This window comes from Candidatus Palauibacter sp., assembly GCF_965261555.1.
Lineage (GTDB): Bacteria > Gemmatimonadota > Gemmatimonadetes > Palauibacterales > Palauibacteraceae > Palauibacter.
Genome location: NZ_OZ253465.1, coordinates 1,903,748 through 1,925,315, shown reverse-complemented (window position 1 = coordinate 1,925,315; position 21,568 = coordinate 1,903,748). Strand labels below are relative to the sequence as shown.

18 protein-coding genes, 1 pseudogene and 1 riboswitch are annotated in these 21,568 nt (G+C 70.2%); of the genes and pseudogenes, 6 read left to right on the top strand and 13 right to left on the bottom strand.

Features of this window, described 5'->3' with window-relative positions; translation table 11 throughout:
• The first annotated feature begins 4 nt into the window (after nt 1–4).
• From ACQY5G_RS08270 to ACQY5G_RS08250, 5 genes are all read left to right on the top strand, one after another.
• Complete coding sequence (locus ACQY5G_RS08270) at nt 5–2,029, top strand: MGH1-like glycoside hydrolase domain-containing protein (RefSeq protein ID WP_428103679.1); 2,025 nt, start codon at nt 5–7, stop codon at nt 2,027–2,029.
• A complete protein-coding gene (galK, locus tag ACQY5G_RS08265) occupies nt 2,026–4,212 on the top strand; it encodes a galactokinase (RefSeq protein ID WP_428103677.1) in 2,187 nt (728 codons plus the stop codon). The genes ACQY5G_RS08270 and galK overlap by 4 nt, the downstream gene beginning before the upstream one ends.
• Nucleotides 4,213–4,366: 154 nt before the next feature.
• Nucleotides 4,367–4,576, top strand: a complete 210-nt coding sequence (locus ACQY5G_RS08260) for a type II toxin-antitoxin system HicB family antitoxin (RefSeq protein WP_428103675.1) — start codon at nt 4,367–4,369, stop codon at nt 4,574–4,576.
• 6 nt (nt 4,577–4,582) lie between these two features.
• A complete protein-coding gene (locus tag ACQY5G_RS08255) occupies nt 4,583–4,810 on the top strand; it encodes a type II toxin-antitoxin system HicA family toxin (protein WP_428103673.1) in 228 nt (75 codons plus the stop codon).
• Between the two features lie 40 nt (nt 4,811–4,850).
• Nucleotides 4,851–7,868 carry a DUF5107 domain-containing protein gene (locus ACQY5G_RS08250; RefSeq protein WP_428103671.1) on the top strand — a complete coding sequence of 1,006 codons (3,018 nt, stop codon included), beginning with the start codon at nt 4,851–4,853 and terminating at the stop codon, nt 7,866–7,868.
• 71 nt (nt 7,869–7,939) lie between these two features.
• Here the strand turns inward: ACQY5G_RS08250 and ACQY5G_RS08245 are convergent, their stop codons facing one another.
• Nucleotides 7,940–9,112 carry a DUF3472 domain-containing protein gene (locus tag ACQY5G_RS08245; protein ID WP_428103669.1) on the bottom strand — a complete coding sequence of 391 codons (1,173 nt, stop codon included), beginning with the start codon at nt 9,110–9,112 and terminating at the stop codon, nt 7,940–7,942.
• Nucleotides 9,113–9,395: 283 nt separating this feature from the next.
• Nucleotides 9,396–10,682 carry an MFS transporter gene (locus ACQY5G_RS08240; protein ID WP_428103666.1) on the bottom strand — a complete coding sequence of 429 codons (1,287 nt, stop codon included), beginning with the start codon at nt 10,680–10,682 and terminating at the stop codon, nt 9,396–9,398.
• Nucleotides 10,683–10,860: 178 nt separating this feature from the next.
• Between ACQY5G_RS08240 and ACQY5G_RS08235 the strand changes: the two genes are divergently transcribed.
• Nucleotides 10,861–12,861: an acyl-CoA dehydrogenase family protein gene (locus ACQY5G_RS08235; RefSeq protein WP_428103664.1), complete on the top strand. Its 2,001-nt coding sequence runs from the start codon at nt 10,861–10,863 to the stop codon at nt 12,859–12,861.
• Between the two features lie 45 nt (nt 12,862–12,906).
• On the opposite strand, the gene ACQY5G_RS08230 is transcribed toward ACQY5G_RS08235, so the two are convergent.
• From ACQY5G_RS08230 to ACQY5G_RS08180, 11 genes and pseudogenes are all read right to left on the bottom strand, one after another.
• Complete coding sequence (locus ACQY5G_RS08230; RefSeq protein WP_428103662.1) at nt 12,907–13,509, bottom strand: hypothetical protein; 603 nt, start codon at nt 13,507–13,509, stop codon at nt 12,907–12,909.
• 126 nt (nt 13,510–13,635) lie between these two features.
• Nucleotides 13,636–15,264, bottom strand: a pseudogene (thiC, locus tag ACQY5G_RS08225) (phosphomethylpyrimidine synthase ThiC); the annotation flags it as partial.
• 159 nt (nt 15,265–15,423) lie between these two features.
• A riboswitch (TPP riboswitch) is annotated at nt 15,424–15,522 on the bottom strand.
• 13 nt (nt 15,523–15,535) lie between these two features.
• Nucleotides 15,536–16,618 carry a 3-isopropylmalate dehydrogenase gene (gene leuB / locus ACQY5G_RS08220; protein ID WP_428103660.1) on the bottom strand — a complete coding sequence of 361 codons (1,083 nt, stop codon included), beginning with the start codon at nt 16,616–16,618 and terminating at the stop codon, nt 15,536–15,538.
• 7 nt (nt 16,619–16,625) lie between these two features.
• The gene (locus ACQY5G_RS08215) at nt 16,626–17,051 is read right to left on the bottom strand and encodes a putative toxin-antitoxin system toxin component, PIN family (protein ID WP_428103658.1); all 426 of its coding nucleotides are present in this window, start codon (nt 17,049–17,051) and stop codon (nt 16,626–16,628) included.
• An 18-nt stretch (nt 17,052–17,069) separates the two neighbouring features.
• Nucleotides 17,070–17,309, bottom strand: a complete 240-nt coding sequence (locus ACQY5G_RS08210; protein ID WP_428103656.1) for a CopG family transcriptional regulator — start codon at nt 17,307–17,309, stop codon at nt 17,070–17,072.
• A 100-nt stretch (nt 17,310–17,409) separates the two neighbouring features.
• Nucleotides 17,410–18,204 carry a rhomboid family intramembrane serine protease gene (locus ACQY5G_RS08205; protein ID WP_428103654.1) on the bottom strand — a complete coding sequence of 265 codons (795 nt, stop codon included), beginning with the start codon at nt 18,202–18,204 and terminating at the stop codon, nt 17,410–17,412.
• Complete coding sequence (locus ACQY5G_RS08200) at nt 18,201–18,935, bottom strand: DUF72 domain-containing protein (protein WP_428103652.1); 735 nt, start codon at nt 18,933–18,935, stop codon at nt 18,201–18,203. The genes ACQY5G_RS08205 and ACQY5G_RS08200 overlap by 4 nt, the downstream gene beginning before the upstream one ends.
• 108 nt (nt 18,936–19,043) lie before the next feature.
• Nucleotides 19,044–19,430, bottom strand: coding sequence for a type II toxin-antitoxin system VapC family toxin (locus ACQY5G_RS08195; RefSeq protein WP_428103649.1), 387 nt, complete (start codon nt 19,428–19,430; stop codon nt 19,044–19,046).
• Nucleotides 19,427–19,690, bottom strand: a complete 264-nt coding sequence (locus ACQY5G_RS08190; RefSeq protein ID WP_428103647.1) for a type II toxin-antitoxin system Phd/YefM family antitoxin — start codon at nt 19,688–19,690, stop codon at nt 19,427–19,429. The genes ACQY5G_RS08195 and ACQY5G_RS08190 overlap by 4 nt, the downstream gene beginning before the upstream one ends.
• Nucleotides 19,691–19,756: 66 nt before the next feature.
• On the bottom strand, nt 19,757–20,764 hold the full coding sequence (locus tag ACQY5G_RS08185) for an NAD(P)H-quinone oxidoreductase (protein WP_428103644.1): 1,008 nt from the start codon (nt 20,762–20,764) through the stop codon (nt 19,757–19,759).
• Entirely contained in the window at nt 20,761–21,561 is an 801-nt protein-coding gene (locus ACQY5G_RS08180; RefSeq protein ID WP_428278668.1) for a sugar phosphate nucleotidyltransferase, read from the bottom strand. Before ACQY5G_RS08180 ends, ACQY5G_RS08185 begins: the two co-directional genes overlap by 4 nt.
• Nucleotides 21,562–21,568: the final 7 nt, after the last annotated feature.

Genomic DNA, 21,568 nt, shown 5'->3' with positions numbered 1-21,568 from the left:
CTCGATGCGGGTCGGGGCGCTCGAGGCGCGCCGCTGGGCCGGACTCGTGTTTGCGGCGGGACCCGGCGACGGGATTGGACTCCGGCTCGTCTTCACCACCATCGACGGTGAGCGCCGGGACCTTGAGGACTGGTACTGGATGGTCTCCCGCGTCGGTCCCCACGCGCCGGATGGATGCTACGCGCGAATGGAGTTCGACCTCGCCGCCGAGCCTTCGCCCGCTTCGCGCCCCAGGGAGAACACGCTCATCCTGGAGTGGTCGCGCCGCGAGGATGCCGTGGCGCTGCGGGCGGTGGCGCGTGCGCCGGGGCGGGTGGAGCTGGTGGGCGACGATCCGTGGGGATGGAAGACGACGTGGGAGGAAGCGTCCGACGGCTGGCACGCGGGGCTCGGAGACATGGAGATCGCCGCCGCGTTCGAGCCCCAGGCAGGCGGACGAGTGGCCACCGTAGTCACGTGGGAGCCGAGGGGCGCACCGAGGGCGCCGTCCCGATCCGCGGCCGCCCTGGACCGCGCCGGCCGCCTCCTGCCCGGGCTGGACCGCTGGATCGACGACGCGCGCGCCGACTGGGACGGTCGCCGTCCGCGTTCGTCGGGGGCCGCGGAAGGACTCGTCGAGGCCGTCGCGGACAACCTGATGTGGACCGTCCTCCTGCAGCCGGAAACCGGACGCATGTACGCGCCGGCCGGACGCCGCTGGATCTTCCCGAAGCCGAGGGATGGCGCGCGGAGAGGCGACGCGCAGGGGGACGGGGAACCGCTGGACGGCGACCGGGACTGCGCGCCGGAGCCCGACGATTGGACGGTGTTCGGGTGGGATTCCTTCTTCAACGCCCTCGCGCTCGCCACCGCGTCAGGACCCCTCGCCTGGGACGTCCTCCTCGCCGGGCTCGAGTCGCGCTACCCGAACGGGAACGTGCCCAACTGGAGGAGCCGTTTCGGCGGCACGCCCGACCGCTCGCAGCCCCCGGTCGGATCGTTCGCGGCGCTGAAGCTGCACCTCGCGTGCCCCGATGAGGACGCGCTGGCGGCCGCCTGGCCGGGGCTCCGCGCGTGGAACGACTGGTGGGTGGCCGACAAGGGCGGGCGCCCGCGCCGGGAGGGTCTCACGCCCGGCCTGTTCGCGTGGGGCTCGGATACCGCCCTGGTCCCGGAGCGCGGGCGGCTCCCGGAGTGGGAAGTCGGCGCGAGCGGACACCAGCGGGCGGCGTGGGAATCGGGCCAGGACGACCTCCCGCTGTGGGACGACGTGGAATGGGATCCGCAGCGGGAAACCCTCGCCATGTCCGCGGTCGATCTGTGCAGCTACCGCGCGCTGGACCTCGAGTGCCTGGCGCGGATCGCCCGCATCCTCGGCGACCCGGAGGAGGGGGCTTGGCTGGAGGGTGAGCGTCGCCGCCTCGTCGCGGCGATGAACCGGGTGCTGTGGTCCGACGCGGCCGGGCTCTACCTGGACGAACTGCCCGGGGGCCACTCGCCGCGCGTGGCGTCGTCGAACTTCCTTCCCCTGATCGCCGGCGTGCCGTCGGCGCGGCAGGCGCGGCGCATGGTCGGCGCGCTGCGCGATCCCGCGCGTTTCCGGGGAGAGTGGATGCTGCCCACGATCTCGCGCGACGACCCCGCGTTCGACGAACAGCAGTACTGGCGCGGCTCCATCTGGCCGCCCATGAATTACCTCGTGCTGCAGGGACTGCGGCGCTACGGCTTCGACGAATTCGCCAGCGAGCTGGCGTGGAAAGGGGCGCTCATGTTTCTCGCCGACCGCCGGCGCACGGGGTTTTGTCGCGAGAACTTCGACGCGCGCACCGGCCGCGGGCGGGGCCGCCGCTTCCAGGGCTGGGGGCCGCTGTTCGCGCTGGGCGCGATCGAGGAGTTCGTCGACGCCTGTCCATGGCGCGGATTGCGCATCGGTTCCCGCCTGCCCGCGTTCGTCGCTCGCGGGGCTGCCACCGCCGGCGCCGCCGGCCGGGCGCGCGTTGAAGGGCTCCGCGTCGCGGGCGAGGCGCGAACGGTCGAGTTGTCCCGGTGAGCGGGACCGGGCCGGTCGGCGGCGCGCGGCCGGCCGACCGACCGGAGCGGCCGACGCTGGTGATCCTCGCCGCCGGGCGATCCACGCGGTTCGGCCGCGCCAAGCAGCTCGAACCGGTGGGGCCGGGCGGCGCGTCGCTCCTCGAATACGCCGTGTACGACGCCGTGCGCGCGGGGTTCGGGCGTTTCGTGATCGTGGTCCGCGAAAGCCAGCAAGACGAGTTCGAGGCCCGCCTGACCCCGCTGCGGGTTGCGGGGCTCTCGCTCTCGTTCGCCTGCCAGCGCCTCGTTGACGCCGACCTGGTCCCCCTCCCGCCGCCCGGGCGCGTCCGGCCCTGGGGCACGGGATTCGCCGTGCTGGCCGCGGCGACCGCCCTGCCCCGCCAGAGCCCGTTCGCCGTCTGCAACGCGGACGACTTCTACGGGCGGGTCGCGCACGAGCGTCTGGCGCACGCGCTCGCGGCTTCTCCCCCGGGCATCCGCGCCTTCGTGGCGACCTCCCCCCTGGCCGACACCCTTTCGACCTTCGGCGGCGTGTCGCGCGGCCTGTGCGAAACGGGGCCCGACGGCACGCTGCTCCGCATGACCGAAGGCCTGGACCTGCGCCTCGACGGCGACGCGGCGCGGACGGGCGACGGCCCCGAGTCCCCGGCCGCCCCGCCCGGCGTCGTCGGGCGCACCGCCTCGGGCGCGGCAGTCCGGGTGGACGCGGACAGTCCGGCGTGCATGGGCCTGTGGGGATTCTTCCCCGAGATCCTGCCCCTGCTCGAGGAGCGCTTCCGGGACTTCCTCGCGGCCTCCCCGGGGATCGAGGACGAATTCTACCTGTCGGAAGCCGTCGGCGATCTGGCCGCCGCCGAACGGACGCGCTGCGGCCTCGTGCCCGTGGGGCCGGGGTGGATGGGGGTCACCTTCCCCGAAGACCGCGAGCGCGTCGCCGCTTCGCTCCGGCAACTGACCGAGGCCGGCGCGTATCCCGTCGATCTCTGGACCCCGCACGTTCGCCCGGAGCCGCTCCGCGCGGCGCAGGCGTCACTCTTCGGTCCGCCGCAGGCGCCGCCCGGCGGGGTCGCGACCGCTCCGGGGCGCATCAACCTGATCGGAGAGCACATCGACTACAACGGTCTGCCCGTGCTGCCGATGGCTCTCGACCGGCACGTCCAACTGGAGTTCGAGGGGGCCGAGCACGCGACAGTCGAACTCGAAGGCGACGCCGCCCACGGTTCGTTCGCCTTTCGGCTGGACCGCGCGATCGAATCCGCACCCCGGGGACACTGGTCGAACTACGTGAGGGCCGCGGCCAGGGGGTTGCTGGACCACGGTGTGGGACTGCAGCGAGGCATCCGCGGAACGGTCACGGGCACCGTGCCGGTGGCGGAGGGGTTGTCGTCCTCGTCCGCACTCGTGGTGGCGTCCGCGCTGGCCCTGCTGCACGCCAACGAAGCGGAGGTGGAGGCGCTGGAACTCGCGGCGCTCCTCGCCCGCGCCGAGCGTTTCGTCGGGGTGCAGGGCGGCGGGATGGACCAGGCGGCGTCGCTCTGCGGGAAGGAAGGGCACGCGCTGCGGATCGACTTCGGGCCGCTGCGCGTGACGCCGGTGCCGGTGCCGGAGGGATGGCGGTGGGTGGTCGCCTCGTCGCTGGCGCGGGCGGAGAAGGCCGGCGCGGTACGCGAGTTGTACAACGAGCGGCGCGCCGAGTGCGCGGAGGCCCTCGAACGGGTTGGCCGGACATCCTGGCCGGAGGTGGTGGAAGCCGACGAGGACGAGTTCGCATCCATCCTGGCCGGAGCCGGGAGGTCCCTGCCGCTCACGTTGTCGAGGCGCTTCCGGCACGTGGCCACGGAGGGTCGCCGGGTGATCGAGGCCGAGCGCGCGCTTCGCAGCGAGAACATGGCCGCCTTCGGCCGGTTGATGAACGCATCGCACGCGAGCCTGCGCGATGACTTCAGCGTGAGCACGCAGGCACTCGACGAGATCGTGGGCGTGGCGCTCGACGCGGGCGCGGCCGGCGCGCGGCTCACGGGCGCGGGATTCGGCGGCTGCGTCGTGGCGCTCTGCCGCGCGAACCGGGCGAAGGCCGTGATCGAGGCGCTGATCGATCGTTTCTACGCCCCCCGCGGAGGGGTCGATCGCCGCGCGCTGTTCGTTGCCGACGCCGCCGACGGCGCCACCGTAACCTCGTAACGGCGACCGATCCGACTTGGGAGATTGCTCGGGTTCCGGTTCCTCGTCCGGTCCGACACGAGCCGGATCGACTCCATGGCCTGCGGTGTGCCGTTGGCCGTCCCGACGGGCGATGGCTAGAATGGCGGGGGCGAACAAGGACGGGATCTTATTGATGCAAACTTACACTGCCGTCGTGGAGCGCTGCCCCGACACGGGCCTGTACGTGGGCTACGTACCTGGGTTCCAGGGTGCGCACAGCCAAGGTGAGACCCTTGAGGAACTCAACCGGAATCTCAAGGAGGTGATCGCCATGCTTCTCGAGGAAGGGACACCCGCACTCGTCGGCGAATACGTCGGCACGCAGACCGTTGTCCTGGCATAGGTTCGGGTGCCGCCGGTCCCCGTCCTCAAACCACGCGAAGTCATTTCGATCCTCGTCGGCCTCGGTTTCGAGGAAGTGCGACAGCGTGGGTCGCACAAGCGGTTCCGCCATCCTGATGGCCGCGCAACCACCGTCCCGGTCCATGGTGGCCGTGACGTCTCGCCTGTACTGCTCCGACGCATCGCCCGGGACGTCGGCTTGACCGTTCAGGAGTTCGTTGACCAGCGGCGATAGAAGAATGTCGAGCGTTCCCCACAGTTTGCGGAGCGCGGCAATGCTGTGTGCTGCGCTGGCCATCGTATCGTGCGACGCCCCCGGACCGCGCGCGCGAATCTCCGAGGAGGTGCGCGTCCTCGACACGTACCCGTTCTCGGATCCGAACCCCGTGCCGGTGCTGGCCACCGACCGCCGGCTGTATCCCTACCACACGTTCGAGGGGTACGCCGCGACGTCGGAGCCCCGGGAGTGGAAGGTCGTGACGATGGAGAACGACCTCGTCGAGGTCTTCGTCCTTCCCGAGGTGGGCGGCAAGGTGTGGGGGGCCGTGGTGAAGGAGACGGGCCACGAGTTCATCTATCGGAACGAAGTGATGAAGTTCCGGGACATCGCGCTGCGCGGACCGTGGACCTCGGGCGGCCTCGAGTTCAACTTCGGCGTCATCGGGCATACGCCGGCCACGGCCACGCCCGTCGACTATCTCGTGCGGGAGAACGCGGACGGGAGCGTGAGCACGATCGTCGGCGCCACCGATCTCCCGGCGCGCACGCCGTGGAGGGTCGAGATCCGCCTTCCGCCGGACCGCGCCGCCTTCGAGACGCGCGTCCTGTGGTACAACCCGACCCCGCTGGAGCAGCCCTACTACAACTGGATGACGGCCGCGGCCTTCGCCCAGGACGACCTGGAACTCTTCGTGCCGGGGGACGCCTACCTGGAGCATTCCGGCCGGGTGCGCCCGTGGCCCGAGGATGAAGAGGGGCGATTCCTTCCCCTGTACCGCAACAACGCGTTCGGGGGACACAAGTCCTACCACGTGGTGGGGGCGCTGAACGACTTCTTCGGCGGCTACTATCACGACGAGGACTACGGGTGGGGGCACTGGGCCCCGCACGAGGAGATGCCCGGACGCAAGATGTGGCTGTGGGCGCTCTCGCCGGCGGGCGGCATCTGGGAGGAGCTGCTCACCGACACGGACGGACAGTACGTCGAGTTTCAGGCGGGACGGCTGCACGTGCAGTACTCGCCGGGTGCGGACCGCAACCCGATCTCGCAGGGCGCGTTCGATCCCCTCTCGGCCAGCCGCTGGACCGAGACGTGGTTCCCGCTGGAAGGGACGGGCGGCCTCACCGACGCGTCTCCTCACGGCGCCATGCACGTGGAACGGGAGAGCGACCGCCTGCGGGTGGTGGTCCAGGCGTTCGGCGCCGGGGCCGACACGGTGACCGCGTGGTCCGGCGGCGAACAGGTCGGCGCGCGGGCGGTGGCGCTCGAACCGCTTGAGCCGCTGGAGGTGGAGTTCGGTGTCGCGCCCGTGCAGCCGTGGCGCGTTTCACTGCCCCGGCTCGGCCTGGAAGCCTGCTCGACCCCGGGGGCGACCGGTCTCGCCGGGGTCTGCGGATTCGGCGGAGAGCCGTCGGTGTCCCGGCCGTTTGCGACGAACGCCGAGGCTTGGGACGCCCTCCCGGAGACGGACCGCCTGGTGTTCGAGGCGCGGGAACTCGCGCGGGGCCGCCGCTACGCGGAGGCGCGGACGCTGTACGAACGGGCGCTCGCGGCGGAGCCCTGGAACCGGGAGGCGCTGCTGGGGCTGGGCGCGCTGGGGCTGAGGTCGGCCCGCTACGAGGAGGGCCTCGCCCACGCGCGGCGCGTGCTCCAGCTCGACACGTACGATGCCGAGGCCAACTTCCTCGCCGGCAACCTGTATCTCGCCCTCGGGCGCCGGGCCGATGCACTCGACTCGTTCGGCTGGGCCGCCCGGTCGGTCGGCTTCCGGGCCGCGGCGCGCACTCGGCTGGCGGAACTGGCGCTCGAGGCCGGCGACCTGGCAGGGGCGCGCCGTCACGCCGGGCTCGCGCTCGACCACGACCGCGTGAGCATTCCCGCCCGCGAGGTGCTTGCGATCGCGGCGCGCCTGGCGGGGGACGAAACCGGCGCGGCGCGCGCGCGGGCGGAGCTTCTGGAGCTTGACCCGCTGAACCACTTCGTGCTGGCCGAGCGCTATCTCGCGGCGCGCGCCGAGGGCGACGAGACGGCTGGCGGCGCCGAAGCGACTCGCCTCGCCGCGTCGATGCGGAGCGAGTATCCGGGGCAGACGCTGCTGGAACTCGCCGTGGGCTACGCGAACCGCGGGCTGCCCGGCGATGCCGCGCGCCTGCTGGAGTTGGCGGAGGAAGTGGGCGGCGGTCCCGTTGCCGCCGCGTGGCTCGCCTTCCTGCGCGGCGACGCCGAACTGCTGCGGGCGGGAGCCGATCCCGCCTTCGCCTTCCCCTACCGCCCCGAGACCCTGCCCGTCCTGCGCTGGGCGGCCCGCGAGGACGCGCACTGGGGTTGGCGTTACCTGCTGGGCCTGAACCTGTGGGCGCTCGACCGCGACGCCGAAGCGGCCGAGGTCCTGGCCTCCCTCGGCGACGACCCCGACTACGGACCCGCCTACGCGGCGCGCGCGCACCTGGCGAGGGCCACGAGCGGCGATCCCGGCCCCGATTTCCGGCGCGCGGTCGAGGTGGATCCCGACAACCGCCTCCTCCACATCTCCCTCATTCGGCACCTCCAGGAAACGGGACGCTGGACGGAGGCGCGCGAGGCGTCAGGCCGGGGACGGGAACGCTTCCCGGGCGACTTCAACCTCGCCCTCCTCCATGTGCGGGGACTCCTCCAGGCCGGCGAGCACGGCGAAGCGATCCGGATCCTCGGCGACACGCACGTCCTTCCCTCGGAGAACTCCGGCGAGGCCCACCGCCTGTACGAATTCGCGCACGTCGGGGCCGCACTCGACGAACTGGAGGCCGGGGACCGTCCGGTCGCTCGCCGTCACCTGGAGGCCGCGCTCCTGTGGCCGGCATCGCTCGGCCAGGGCCGTCCCTTCGACCCCGACGATCGGCTGGTGCGGTTCCTGTTCGACGCCGCGGCGGAAAGCCCCGATGGCGGCCCCGTGCCCGGCGCCTTCGAGACCGTCACCATCGCTTCGATGCGCGCCCGCGCCGATTCGCTCGCCGACGCGGCGTCCCCGACCGCGGCGATCGAGCACGCCCTCCTGCGCCGGGCCCTCGCCGCCGCCGCGCGTTTGCAGCGCTAGCCGGGCGTAGACATACGACGCGCCGGTCCGCCGGATCGCGCGGCCCTCGATGGAGTCGGGGCGGCAGCAGACTACTTCCCGAGTACGTTCTCCGGCGGAGTGGACCAGTAGCCGAGGTTGTGCTGTACATCGGTCCCGAGTGAGTAGGCCACCGCCGAATCGCAGACCGTGGTCCGGTGCCCATTCGAACCCGTCACCTCCGTTCCGCCACTGGTGAGGGCGTGAACGGAGGCGGGCGGGACGCGGTCGGCCAGCACGTCCAGGACCGCCAGCGACGAGGACTCAAAATCCTCGCACTCATAGGCCTCATTTCCCACTGCCGTCCGCCACCAGTGAAGGTCCTCGCCCCATGAGACGGGAGGATCCTCGATGCGTCGCCGCCACGACCGTGTCTCGCCCACGAACGTGGTGGAGTCGGTGACCAGGTTCGTCACCCACAGACCCCACCACCGATACTCGTCCGTCTCGCCGGACGGGCCGGTATCCGCGACGAACCGATAGGGCGTCCCCTCCTCCCACTCGTACGGAAGCATGATCTGGTGGCAGCGGCACTCGTCGTTCTCGGTATCCACCATCGCCTCGGTGTTCGTGGCATCCGAGTCCCATATCGCGAAGTTCACGACGCGACGGTCGAGCGGCTCATTCTTGAACAGACCCTGCGACTGGAGACCGGCATAGCCCGCCAGCCTGCCCTGATCGTCATGAAGAAACTGCATCGCCCAGTAGTGCAGCAGCCCCTTCTCGTGCAGGCTCTCCGCCGGCGCCTGTATCGGAAGCATCGTCCACTCGATGCGCGCCATCGGATAGAGCGAGTCCGGAAACGTGTAGAACCCGAACGTGTTCGCCGGTCCCCACTCGCCGATCGGTGTCACGGTGACCGTGAACGATTGCGACACGGCCAGTCCCTCCCGGTCCCGCGCCGTCACCGCCACCTCCACCTCCCCCACCGACACCCCCGTCAGTGTCAACGCGGCCCCGGAGACCGCGACCGACGCCAGCCAGGGCGCCGACGACGAGGCCTCGTACTCCAGCGCGTCCCCGTCCGGGTCGCTGAAATGCGGCGACGCATCCACCACCAGCGTCCCGTTCACCTCCACCTCCCCCGCTCCGATCGCCGACACCACCACGGGCGCGCGGTTCGGCTGCGGCTCGACCGGCTCAACGGTGACGGGTTCCTCGCCGCCACAGGCGCCGAGGAGGGCCAGCCCCAGTCCCAGCGCAGCCCCGGAAGGGGAGATCCTCATGGTTGATCGCGTGAACGCTTGAGGTCGTCATGACCCGCCATCCCGGTGACGGCGGCCCATGATATGATAAGTATTACATCTACTTATATAGCACCTCAAGATATCGCGTCCAGCTTCACAACGTTCACGACGACGAACTGGAACCGGACACAGACGGTGGTGGTGACGGCGACCGACGAGGACCTGGCCGACGGACTCCGGGCCGCAGGCGGCCCCGTTCGTGTCGCTGGGGCGGCCCCACCACCCAGTCCGGCGCGCTCTGGGAGGAACAGCCTTACGGGTTCTACATCTCGTGCCGAGCGGTCGCCAGCTTCACGCCTTCCTCCTCGTCCACCCGCAGCAACAGCAGCAGCCCCGCGGCGAGAAACACGAGGATGGAGGCGATGGCCCAGCGGTGGCTCCCCGTGGCGCCGAGGATCAGCCCGTAGGAGAGGGGCCCCGCCGCGGCGGAAAGCCGGCCGGAGAAGGCGTAGAAGCCGAACAGTTCGCCCTGCTTGCTCTCGGGCACGAACGAACCGAGGAGCGCGCGGCTCCCCGCCTGGTTCGGCCCCACCATCAGCCCCAGAAGGATCGCCGCGGCCCAGAACATCGGGAGATCCCGCGCGGTCCATGCCATGCCGATCGCCACCATCAGCAGCACGAGCGTGACCGCGATCGTCCGCTTCCCGCCGATCCGGTCCTGGACGAAGCCGAAGCCGATCGCGCTCGCGCCCGCCGTCGCGTTCACGACGATGCCGACGATGAGGAGATCCGCCGTCTCCATCCCGAACTCGGCCGCCGCGAAGATCGCCGCCATGGCAAAGGCCGTCGCGAGCCCGTCGTTGTAGACGAGACGCGCGACGAGCAGGCGGACCGCCTGGCGATAGCGCCTCAGGTCCCGGGCCGTGTCCGCGATGCGGCCGAAGCCCATCCGTGCGTAGGTGCCGAGTGACGCGCGGCGGCGGGGCTGCCGCTCCCGAAGGAAGAGAAAGGTCGGAATCGAGAACACGAGGAGCCAGCCGGCGGCGAGGAGGTTCGTGGACCGCACGTTCAGCCCTCCGTCCTCCGGCAGCCAGCCGCTGACCATTCCCAGTGCCGGAACGAGGCAGAGGAGGCCGCCGAAGTACCCGAGACCCCAGCCCAGCCCGGATATCCGTCCCATGTTCTCGCGCGTGGAGATCTCGGGAAGGAACGCGTTGGCGAGCGACTGCATCGACTCGTAGGCGACGCTGGCGCCGATGAACATGAGCGCGGCGATCCACGCATCTCCCGGCCCCATGCGGAACAGACCCGCGGTCAGGGCCACGCAGACCGCCGTGGCGATGAGCAGGAACCGCTTCTTGAGGCCGCCGAAGTCCCCCATCGCGCCCACCACCGGCATGATGAGCGCGGTCGTGACGGCGGAGACGGTGACCGCGCGCGTCCACCAGACACCCCCCAGGACGGCGTCGGGCGCGATCGACCGCGCGAAGTAGGCGGAGAAGATGAAGGTCACGATGATCGTGCCGAACGCCGAGTGGGCGAAGTCGTACATCGCCCAGGAGACGATCTCCCGGCGCGCGACGGGCGGGGTTCGAGGGGTCGAGTTCACTCGCGGCGGCCTTTCGAAGCGGGCGGAGGTCCGTTTGGGACGCTCAAGGGTACGAAGGAGGGTCCGTGCGACGCGACCCGTCGGTTTGTCGCGAACGCATCGCGCGGGGTAGCTTTGCAGGAGTGTCGTCCTCCCGTGGCGGCGTCCCGATATGAGGCACGAGAGGCGGAAGATTCACATGTCCACACATACAGACGCGAGCGGAAAAACCCACGTCAGCGAGGCCGAAGCCCGGAAGGTCGCCGAGGCCGCGCGCGAGACCGACTGGACGGGGCGGACCTTCGTCCGGAACCTCTTTCTCGGGAAGCTCCGGCTCGACGCGATCCACCCCTATCCCGACCCCGACGACTTCATCTCCGAGCGCGCCCGCGCGTGGACGGAGGATCTGCGGGTCTTCCTGCGGGACGAGGTGGACTCGGACGGCATCGACCGGGACGGCAAGATCCCGCCGGAGGTCGTGCGGTCGCTCGCCGAGCGTGGCGCCTTCGGCATCAAGGTGCCGGAGAAGTACGGCGGCCTCGGGTTCAACCAGACGGAGTACGCGAACGCGATGCGGGTCGTGGGCTCGGTGGACGGGAACGTCGTCGCCCTCCTCTCCGCGCATCAGTCGATCGGCGTGGGACAGCCGCTCAAGATGTTCGGGACCGAGGCGCAGAAGGAGGCGTATTTCCCCCGGCTCGCGAAGGGGGCCGTCAGCGCCTTCGCCCTCACCGAGAACGACGTGGGTTCGGATCCGGCCCGGCTCACGACCTCCGCCGAGCGCACGGAAGACGGATCCGCCTTCATCCTGAACGGCGAGAAGCTGTGGTGCACGAACGGCACCCTGGCCGAACTCTACGTCGTGATGGCGCGCCACCCGGACACGGGCCGCATCTCCGCCTTCATCGTCGAGCGCGACTGGCCGGGCGTCGAGATCGTGCGGCGCTGCCATTTCATGGGACTGAAGGCGCTCGAGAACGGGATCATCCGCTTCACGAACGTCCGCGTGCCTGCCGGGAACCTGCTCTGGAAGGAAGGGAGCGGACTCAAGCTCGCGCTCATGACGCTGAACACGGGGCGGCTCACGATCCCGGCCTCGTCGGTGGGTGGAGCGCAGGCCGCGCTCGAGGCGTGCCGCCGCTGGTGCGCGGAGCGGATCCAGTGGGGCGTGCCGGTCGGCAAGCACGAGACGATCGCGCACTACCTGACCTCGATTGCGACGCGGACCTACGCCATGTCCGCGATCGCCGACCTCACGCAGTCGATGGCGGACCGGGGCGGCTACGACATCCGGCTCGAGGCCGCGATGGCGAAGCTCTGGAACACGGAGACGGGCTGGCAACTCGTGGACGACGCCCTGCAGGTGCGGGGCGGACGCGGCTACGAGACGGCCGACTCGCTCACGGCGCGGGGCGAGGAACCCGTCGCCGTCGAGCGCTGGCTGCGCGACTTCCGCATCAACCGGATCTTCGAGGGATCGAGCGAGATCCTGCGCCTGTTCATGGCCCGCGAGGCCGTGGACCGGCACCTTCAGATCGCGGGCGGTCTCGTCGACCCGCGCCTCGGCCTTGGCGCCAAGCTCAAGGTTCTGCCGCGGGCCGCGTGGTTCTACGCCACCTGGTATCCGTCGACCTGGATCGGCTGGAGCCTGCCGCCGCGCTTCGCGAACCACGGGCGCCTGGCGAAGCACCTGCGTTTCGTCGAGCGCAACAGCCGCAAGCTCGCGCGGACGACCTTCCACCTCATACTCCGCCACGGGCCCAAACTCGAGCGGCGCCAGGGACTCCTCTTCCGCGTCATCGACGTCGGCGCGGAACTGTTCGCGATCGCGGCGGCCGTCACGAGGGCCGACATGCTGCGACGCCGCGAAGGCGAGGGGGCGCGCGAAGAGGCCCGGGAGGCCGTCCGCCTCGCCGATTCGTTCGCGGCCGGGTCACGCCGCCGCGTGGGCGAACTCTTCCGCCGCATCCGCTCGAACCACGACGCGGCGGACTACCGCATCGCGCAGGATATCATGGCGGGTGACTTCGAATGGATGGAGCGCGACATCGTCGGCCTCCAGAAGGCCGCGCTCGAAGCCTGGAAGGGCACAACGCCGGATCTGCCGTCAGATCGTGGATCCGACGCTCCCCCGACTGAGAGCTTCGCGGAGCCCCGAGCGGATGTCCGCTCGCCGAGCGCCAGGGCCGAGGTGGTTTAGGAGCAATCAGCGGGCCCCGACCCGCCTCGCTCCGCTCCATGATGGTCAGCCGCCGGAACCGGGAATGCTCTCCACCGGGATTTCGGCGTCGTGGCCGCACACCGTGCCCGTCAGGAGTCCTGCCACGGACGGTTCCGTGCCGGAAAGGTCCGGCTCCCCGCTCCAGGTCAGGTCCATGTCGCAGGATCCGGCCCGGTCGTCGAGCCGCCAGTCCAGCCTGCCGCTTACCGATCCTTCGAGCCTGAACTGCTCGAGGAAACCGACGATGACGAAGGCGCCGCGGTCGCGGACCTCCGGGGCGCCGTCCACCGTGAACTGCAATCCCCCGCTCGAGAACCGGCATTCGGCGGGTGCGGCCGCGAGGTCCCACGCCAACCTCAGCGTGTCCGCCGCCGATTCGTCCGCATACATCACCGTACGCCGGAGCTGTCCTCCGAGGGGACATGCGATCACGACGCTGTTCTCGGAGCCGCCGATGATCGTGGCAGCCGTGTCACTCTGAAGCGCCCGCATCGCCTCGAACAGCGCCATGGACTCGGCTGCGGAAAGCGGCTCCGCCGTGGCAGGTGGCTCCGTCGTTCCCTCGCTGCAGCCGGCCGCGAGCGCGGCCGCGAGGAGCACTGCGGTCACATTTCGTCGGTCGAACATCCCGTCCTCCCTTCCTCCCTGATCGGGCCCTGGCTCACCATGATTGACGGTGGTGGCCCTCGGCCCGTCACATCTCCCTTCATAGAATATATGCGTTCAAGCCGCTCCGATTCCACTCCGAGCGCGTCAGGCACCCGGGATGTTCGAAGCCGCCGCCGCGCGGCGGAACTCGGCCGCCTTCTCGTTCATCCCCCGCTCGATGGCTTCGGCGGTGTCCAGACCGCGCTCGCGGGCGTAGCGGCGCACGTCCTCGCTGATCTTCATCGCGCAGAACTTCGGGCCGCACATCGAGCAGAAGTGGGCGATCTTCGCGCCCTCCGCCGGGAGCGTCTCGTCGTGGAAGGCGCGCGCGGTCACCGGGTCGAGCGAGAGGTTGAACTGGTCCTCCCACCGGAACTCGAAGCGCGCCTTCGAGATCGCGTCGTCCCACGCCTGCGCGCCGGGGTGCCCGCGCGCGAGGTCCGCCGCGTGCGCCGCGATCCGGTACGCGATGACGCCGGCCTTCACGTCGTCGCGATCGGGGAGCCCGAGGTGCTCCTTGGGCGTCACGTAGCACAGCATCGCCGTGCCGTGCCAGCCGATCGTCGCCGCGCCGATCGCGCTCGTGATGTGGTCGTAGCCGGGCGCGATGTCCGTCGTCAGCGGCCCCAGCGTGTAGAAGGGCGCCTCGTCGCACCACTCGAGCTGCTTGTCCATGTTCTCGCGGATCAGGTGCATGGGGACGTGCCCCGGGCCCTCGTTCATGACCTGCACGTCGTATTCCCACGCGATCCGCGTGAGTTCGCCCTGCGTGCGCAACTCGGCGAACTGCGCCTCGTCGTTGGCGTCGGCGATCGACCCCGGCCGCAGCCCGTCTCCCAGCGACAGCGACACGTCGTATTCGCGCACGATCTCGCACAACTCGCGGAAGTGCGTGTAGAGGAAGTTCTCCCGGTGGTGGGCCATGCACCACTTGGCGATGATGGATCCGCCGCGGCTCACGATCCCCGTCACCCGCTCCGCCGTGAGCGGCACGTACCGGAGCCGCAGCCCCGCGTGTACGGTGAAGTAGTCCACCCCCTGCTCGCACTGTTCGACGAGGGTGTCGCGGTAGACCTCCCACGTAAGTTCTTCGGGGACGCCGCCCACCTTCTCCAGCGCCTGGTAGACGGGCACGGTGCCGATGGGGACGGGGGAGTTGCGGAGGATCCACTCCCGCGTGGCGTGGATGTTCCTCCCCGTGGAGAGGTCCATCACCGTGTCGGCGCCCCACAGCGTCGCCCAGCGGAGCTTCTCCACCTCCTCCTCGATCGAAGAGGTGACGGCGGAGTTCCCGATGTTGGCGTTGATCTTCACCTTGAAGCCGCGCCCGATGATCATGGGCTCGAGTTCGGGGTGGTTGACGTTGGCGGGGATGATCGCGCGACCCCGCGCCACTTCGTCGCGCACGAAGGACGGGTCCATGCCCTCCCGCACGGCGATGAACGCCATCTCCGGCGTGATCTCGCCGCGGCGGGCATGGTGCATCTGCGTGACGGGACCGTTTCCCCGCCGCGTTTCGCGAACGAGGGTCGAGGGCAGTTCCATGGCGTCGTCGCGCGGCCCGCGGACGGCCGTGGCGGAGCGCCCCGTCGAACGCACGTCGCGGGCGCGGATCCACTCGTCGCGCAGAAGCGGCAGGCCCTCGCGCACATCGCACCCGCCCGGACCGCTGGTGTCGTAGACCCGTAGCGGCGCCTCGCCGCCGGAGAGCGCGATCTCCCGCATGGGGACGCGAAGGCCACCGGGGCCAGCCGCGAAGACCCGCGTGGAATTGGGGAAGGCTCCTTCATACGGAGTCGGGACGGCGAGGGGGTCGATCATGACCGGCGTCGTTTCCCCGGCACACCCGCGTCGTCGCCGGACGGGGGACGGTCGACGCCGGGCGGGGACGCTGCCCCGCACGGGCCGCGCTCCCTACGCCGGTATGAGCCGGATCAGGTTCATGGGGTACGCTCTCAATCCCGCTGAATCGGGATGCCCCCGGCGACCGCCTGAAAGATACCGGTCACACGCCGGCGGCGCCCGCCACACCCAGGGCTTCGACGATCAACTCGCCCATCCGCGCCGTGGACACCGCCGCGCGGCCGCCGTCGGCGTGGAGATCCGCGGTGCCGTATCCGTCTTCGAGCACGCGGTCGACGGCCGCCCGCACCGCGCCCGCCTCCTCCGGCAGCGCGAAGGTGAGTTCGAGCATCATCGCGACGGAGAGGATCGCGCCGACGGGGTTGGCGATCCCCCGCCCCGCGATGTCCGGCGCCGCGCCGTGGACCGGCTCGTAGAGACCGATCTCGCCGCCCACGCTCGCCGACGGCAGCATGCCCAGGCTCCCCACGAGCACCGCCGCCTCGTCGCTCAGAATGTCGCCGAACATGTTGCTCGTCAGCAGCACGTCGAACTGGCGCGGATTCTGGATCAACTGCATCGCGCAATTGTCCACGAGCATGCTCGAAAACTCGATATCCGGATAGTCGCGCGACACTTCCTCGGCGATCCGGCGCCAGAAGATCGACGACTCCAGGACATTCGCCTTGTCGATCGACGTCACCTTCCTCCGCCGCGTGCGCGCGAGTTCGAACGCGGACACGGAGATCCGCCGAACCTCCTCCTCCGTATAGATCTCGGTGTCGTAGGCGACGCCGTCCTCGACCCCCCGCGGACGCCCGTAATAGATGCCGCCGAGCAGTTCGCGGACGACGACGAGGTCCACGCCGCGGACGCATTCGGGACGAAGGGGAGACCGCTCCACGAGCGCGTCGGGCACGGCCACAGGCCGGATATTCGCGTGGTTTCCGAGCAGCCGCCGCAGATCCAGCAGCCCTCTGGAGGCGTCGACCCGCCCCCCATCCACGGAGCGCACCGAGAGTCCGACCGCGCCCACGAGTACGGCGTCGACCTCGACGGCGAGCGCCCGCGTTTCCTCCGGCAGCGGGTCGCCGAACCGCTCCCGCGCGCCGTCGCCGATCGGGGCTTCGATGACGTCGAAACGGTGGCCATGGATCGCGCCGACGGCCTCCAGCACGCGCCGCGCCTCGAGAAGAACTTCGGGGCCGATCCCATCGCCGGGCAGGAAAAGGATCCGTCCGTCCATGGGCCTTCTACCCCCGTTTCCGTCCGGCAAGGTCGCGGGGCGTCAGGACGGGAGTGCCCGCGGGAGGGTTGTCGAGGAGGAGGCGGTCGCCAGTGACAAGCCGACTGCCGGCGTGGCTGGCAAGTAGAGCCCAGAGGTGATTGTCGCGGGCGTCCGGCGCCCCGCCGCCCGCTGCGGGTTCGCGCCATATCGCGTTTGCGGTGAGTTCGGTCAGGAGTCTGTCGATCTCCCGTTCACTCAAGCCGTGGAGCTCCGCGAGCGCGGGGCGCCGCAACACCGTCGCGTATTCCGCGATCAGATCCTCGGACATGAGGTAGAGGAGACCCCCATCGAGCATGGCGTCCAGGATTTTTGCGGTGGGACTCGTCGCATCCGACGTGATCAGCGCGGAGACGACCACGTTTGTGTCCACCACAAAGACGGCCGGGGTCACGACTCCAACCTGACGCCTCTACCGTCCCTCGCGATGGAGCCCCGTTTCGCGGACCGCCACGGCCATGGCTTCGTCCGCTGTCAGTTCGGCGCGCCCGCGGGCCCTGGCCACAATCTCCTTGGCCGTGCTGATCGGTCGGACGCCTCTCAACTCCAGGCTCTCTTCGATGATCGCACCCATCGAGCGACCCTGCCGAACTGAAGCTTCCTTCAGGGCGCGATGCGTTCGGGGGCTCAGGCGGATGGTGAGACGGGGCATGTCGTCGTCCTGCCGTTGTCGGGCTCCCAAGATACCGAGGCTGTCACCATAGCACCAAGTCACCAGATGGAGCAAGGGAAAGACGCCCAACCAGTCCCGCTTAGCCGAAGCCTCCGCCGAATCTCTCGACGAACGTGCGCTCGCGGTCGGTGAGGGCGGACCACCCCGCGGCCTTGAGCTTGTCGGCGATGCGCTCGTACTCGGCCCGGTTCACGGGATGCATGGCGCTCGGATCGATGCGCCCCCACTTCGTGTTCAACTCCCGCTCTCCCATGCGGACGCCGGGACTCTCGGCTTTCTTGCGGAACTGAGCCGCCGCCGAGCGCGTGGCCCGCAGCCTCAGAAAGAGCCAGCCGCCGAGGAACCCGCCCAGGTGCGCGAAGTGCGCCACCCCCCCGCCTGCGCCACCCAGCCCCAGCCACAGCGAGAGGACCGTCAACCCGATGACGAGGTGGCGCACCTGCACCGGGACGACCATCCAGAGCAGCACGCGGTCGCGGGGCCAGTATTTGGCGTAGCCGAAGAGCACGCCGTAGACCGCCGCCGATGCGCCGACCATCGGCACGTAGAGACCGCCCTGCGACATCGCGAGCAGGGTCCACAGGATGTGAACCAGGGCCCCCGCGAACCCCGCGGTGAGATAGAGCTTGAGAAAGCTCCTCGATCCCAGGAGCATCTCCAGCTTCCGCCCGAAGAAGAAGAGCGCGAGCATGTTGAAGAGGATGTGGGACAGGCCGCCCAGGTCGTGCAGGAACTGGTAGGTGAGGAGCGTCCAGGGTTTGGTCAGGACCTGCGCGGGGACGAGCCACAGCTCCCGGAACAGGGCCGGATTGCCGCGCGTGAGCACGTACATGAGGATGTTGACGAGCAGCAACTGGCCGACGACCCGGGTCATGCGCGCGTCCCCTCCGTCATCTCCGCCGTTGTCTCCGCCATCATCTCCGTGAACTGTCCGGCGAGCGCGGGACCGACGCCGGCATCTTCGTGCTTGAAGAAGGCGTAGACCCGGTCCCAGCCCGAGGCGCGCAGTCGTTCGGCCCAGGCTTCCAGCTCCTCCGTGGAGTACGCGCTCCGGCGCAGGCGGAGGTAGGTCCAGTTCGCCGTCTCGACGAGCGGCGCGTCTTCTCCTTCATCCGTTTCGGCGAGACAGAGGGCGGAGTTCCGGGCCCGAAGGATGTCGAACACCGCCTCGTCGAGCCACGAGGCGTGCCGGAACTCGAAGGCGGAGGTGCCGGGGTTCGGAAGCTGGTCCACGAAACGCGCGAGCCGTTCATCGTCCCGCTTGAAGTTGGGCGGAAGCTGGTAGAGGATGACGCCCGCGCGATCCGCCATCACCGACGCCGTCTGCACGAGATACTCCGTTTCCTCCTCCGCGTTCTGCAACCGCTTGAAGTGCGTGATGCGGCGCGAAGCCTTGAGCGCGAAGCGGAATCCGTCGGGCACCGCGTCGGCCCAGTTTTCGAGCACGCTCTCGCGCGGCATGCGGTAGAAGGTGTTGTTGATCTCGACGGCCCCAAGCTGGCGGCCGTAGAAGGACAACATCTCCCTGTTGGGGAGATCCTCCGGGTAGAAGCTGCCCTTCCACGCGGGATAGCTGTAGCCGCTCGTGCCGATCCAGACCTGCATGGCCGGGATGATACCGCCCCGCCGTCAGCGGGCCAACGCACCGAGGCGCCCACGTTGAACGCCGCTCGGCTCCATGGTGCGTGTGACACTGCCCGCCGTGAGCGGCGGCTAGATAACGCGAATCGGGCCGGAGTAGCGCGCGAGGGTTTCGTCGACCGTCCAGAGCGTCAGTCCCTCGAGTTGCGCCTGGGCGACCAGGAGCCGGTCGAAGGGATCCTTGTGGATGGGCGGCAAGAGGTCCACGACCGCCGCGTGGGAGCCGGTCACCGGCAGTTCGGTATAGTCGTTGGCCAGCAATCTCCGGCGGAGGACGCGCGGATCGACGCGGAAGTCGGTCCGTCCCAGTCCGCTCTTGATCGCGATTTCCCACACCGAGGCGACGCTGTAGACGAGGGTCGTCTCCGGATCCTCGATCACAGCCCGCGCATCGGACGGCAGCCGGTCCGGCGCGCCCGCGGCCCACAGCAGAACGTGCGTGTCGAGGAGCACCGTCACGCGTCTCGCAACGTGACTTCATCGCCCTCGAACATCGCTTCAATCTCCGCCGAACCCATGCGGTCGAAGTCGTCAGGAACGGAGATTTCTCCGGCCATGAATCCCGTGCGGCGCACCTCGGCTCCCCCGCGGGCCTCAATCGAAGTGACCTTGACCAGGGGTTTGCCTGCCCGCGCGATGACGAACGGTTCGCCGTCCACGGCCGCCTGGACGAGACGGGAAAGGTGCGTCTTGGCTTCGTGCATGTTGACGGTACGCATCGATTCTCCTTGAACTTAGTTTATCAAACTAAGTCCACATGCCGCATCGCGGAAGCCGGAGGACCATCAGGCGTCGGTGTTGAGGAGGACTTTGCCGAAGGATTGGTTGGACTCGACGTAGCGGTGGGCCTCGGCGGCATCGGCGAGGGGGAAGACGCGGTCGATGACGGGGCGGAGATGGGAGGGGTCGCCCTCCGGCGCCGTGAAGCCGGGGAGGAAGCGGGTCGCGAACATCTCCGTGAGCGTCGCCTTCTCCGCCTTCGAGCGCGCGCGGAGGACGGTGCCGACGACGGTCGCGCGCTTCCCCATGAGGGTTCGGAGGTTGGCCTCGACCTTCATGCCGCCCATGACGCCGACGATGACGAGGCGGCCGAGGGTGGCGAGGCTGGCGATGTTCGCCTCCCAGTAGGGGGCGCCGACGGTGTCCAGGATGACGTCGGCGCCGGCCCGGTCGGTGTGGCTGGCGACCTCGTCGGCGAAGGAGCCGGCCCGGCGGTCGACGGCGAGGTTGTGCGGCAGTCCGGCTTCGCGGATGCGGTCGAGCTTGGCCGCCGACGCCGTGGCGATGATCGAGCCCGCTCCCGCCGCCCGGGCGAGCTGCAGGGCGGCGGTTCCCACGCCGCCGCCGGCCGTGTGCACGAGCACGCACTCGCCGGGGCGCAGACGGCCGCGCTCGATGAGGGCGTCCGCCGCGGTGAGGAAGACCTCCGGGATCGCTCCGGCCTCGGTCCAGTTCAGCGTCGGCGGGACGGGCAGGAGCTGCCCGGCCGGCACCGTCACGCGCTCGGCGTATCCGCCGCCGCCCAGAATGCCCATCGCGCGGTCGCCCGCGGACCAGCCGGTGACGCCGGCCCCGACCGCCTCGATCTCCCCGGCGAACTCGAGTCCCGGGATATCCGCCGGAGCGTCCGCCGGCGCCGGATAGCGGCCCATCCGCTGCAGGAGGTCGGCCCGGTTGATCCCCGCGCACCGCACGCGCACCCGCACCTCGCCCGCACCCGCGACCGGGTCGTCCCTCTCCACGAGTTCGAGGACCTCCGGGCCGCCGGGCTCCCGGATCCGGATCGCCCTCATGCGCCGCGCCGTCCCGCCGAAGGGGCCGCCTCCGCCGCGGCGGCGCCGTCCGCCGAAGCGCTCGCCCCGAAGGCGCGCCGCGCGGCGTCCAGCCGCTCGGGCGTCCCGATGTCGTACCACGCCGCGCCCGTCGCGTCGAACACGGCGACGTGCTCCCCGTCTCCGATCCAGTCCATGTACGAATCCATGATCGAGAAGACGCCTCCTTCCGCGTAGCGTTCGAACACGCGCGGCGCGATCGCGTGGATGCCGCAGAAGCCGTACTCCCGGGCTTCGTCCGCACTCGACGGCTCGCGCGCGACGACTTCCCACCCCTCGTCCCGGTTCGCGCGCCCGCAGACGCCCCGGCCGTCCACCAGGAGAGGGCGCGACGTCCCCCGCTCCGCGATCGCGAGCGTGGCGAGCCGCCCGTCCCGCGCCTCCCCCTCGACGTGCGCGCGATACAGCGCGGCGAGGTCGACGTCGGTCGCGACATCGCAGTTGTGGAGGAGGAAGGGTTCCCGCCCCTCGAACAGCGACCGCGCGTGGAAGAGCCCACCGCTCGTGTCCAGCGGAGCCGGCGACTCCTCGTCCTCCCGCGACACGAACACGGGGACGCCCAGCGACGACGCCTCGGCCCACGCCGCCACCTGCTCGGCGAGATAGTGCGCGTTCACGATCAGCCGGTGCGCGCCCGCCGCGACGAGGTTCCCGGCGACGCGCTCCAGCAGAGGGACGCCGCCGAAGTCGACGAGCGCCTTGGGCGTCGCGTCGGTGAGCGGCCGCAGGCGGCGTCCCCGGCCCGCCGCGAAGATCATCGCCTCC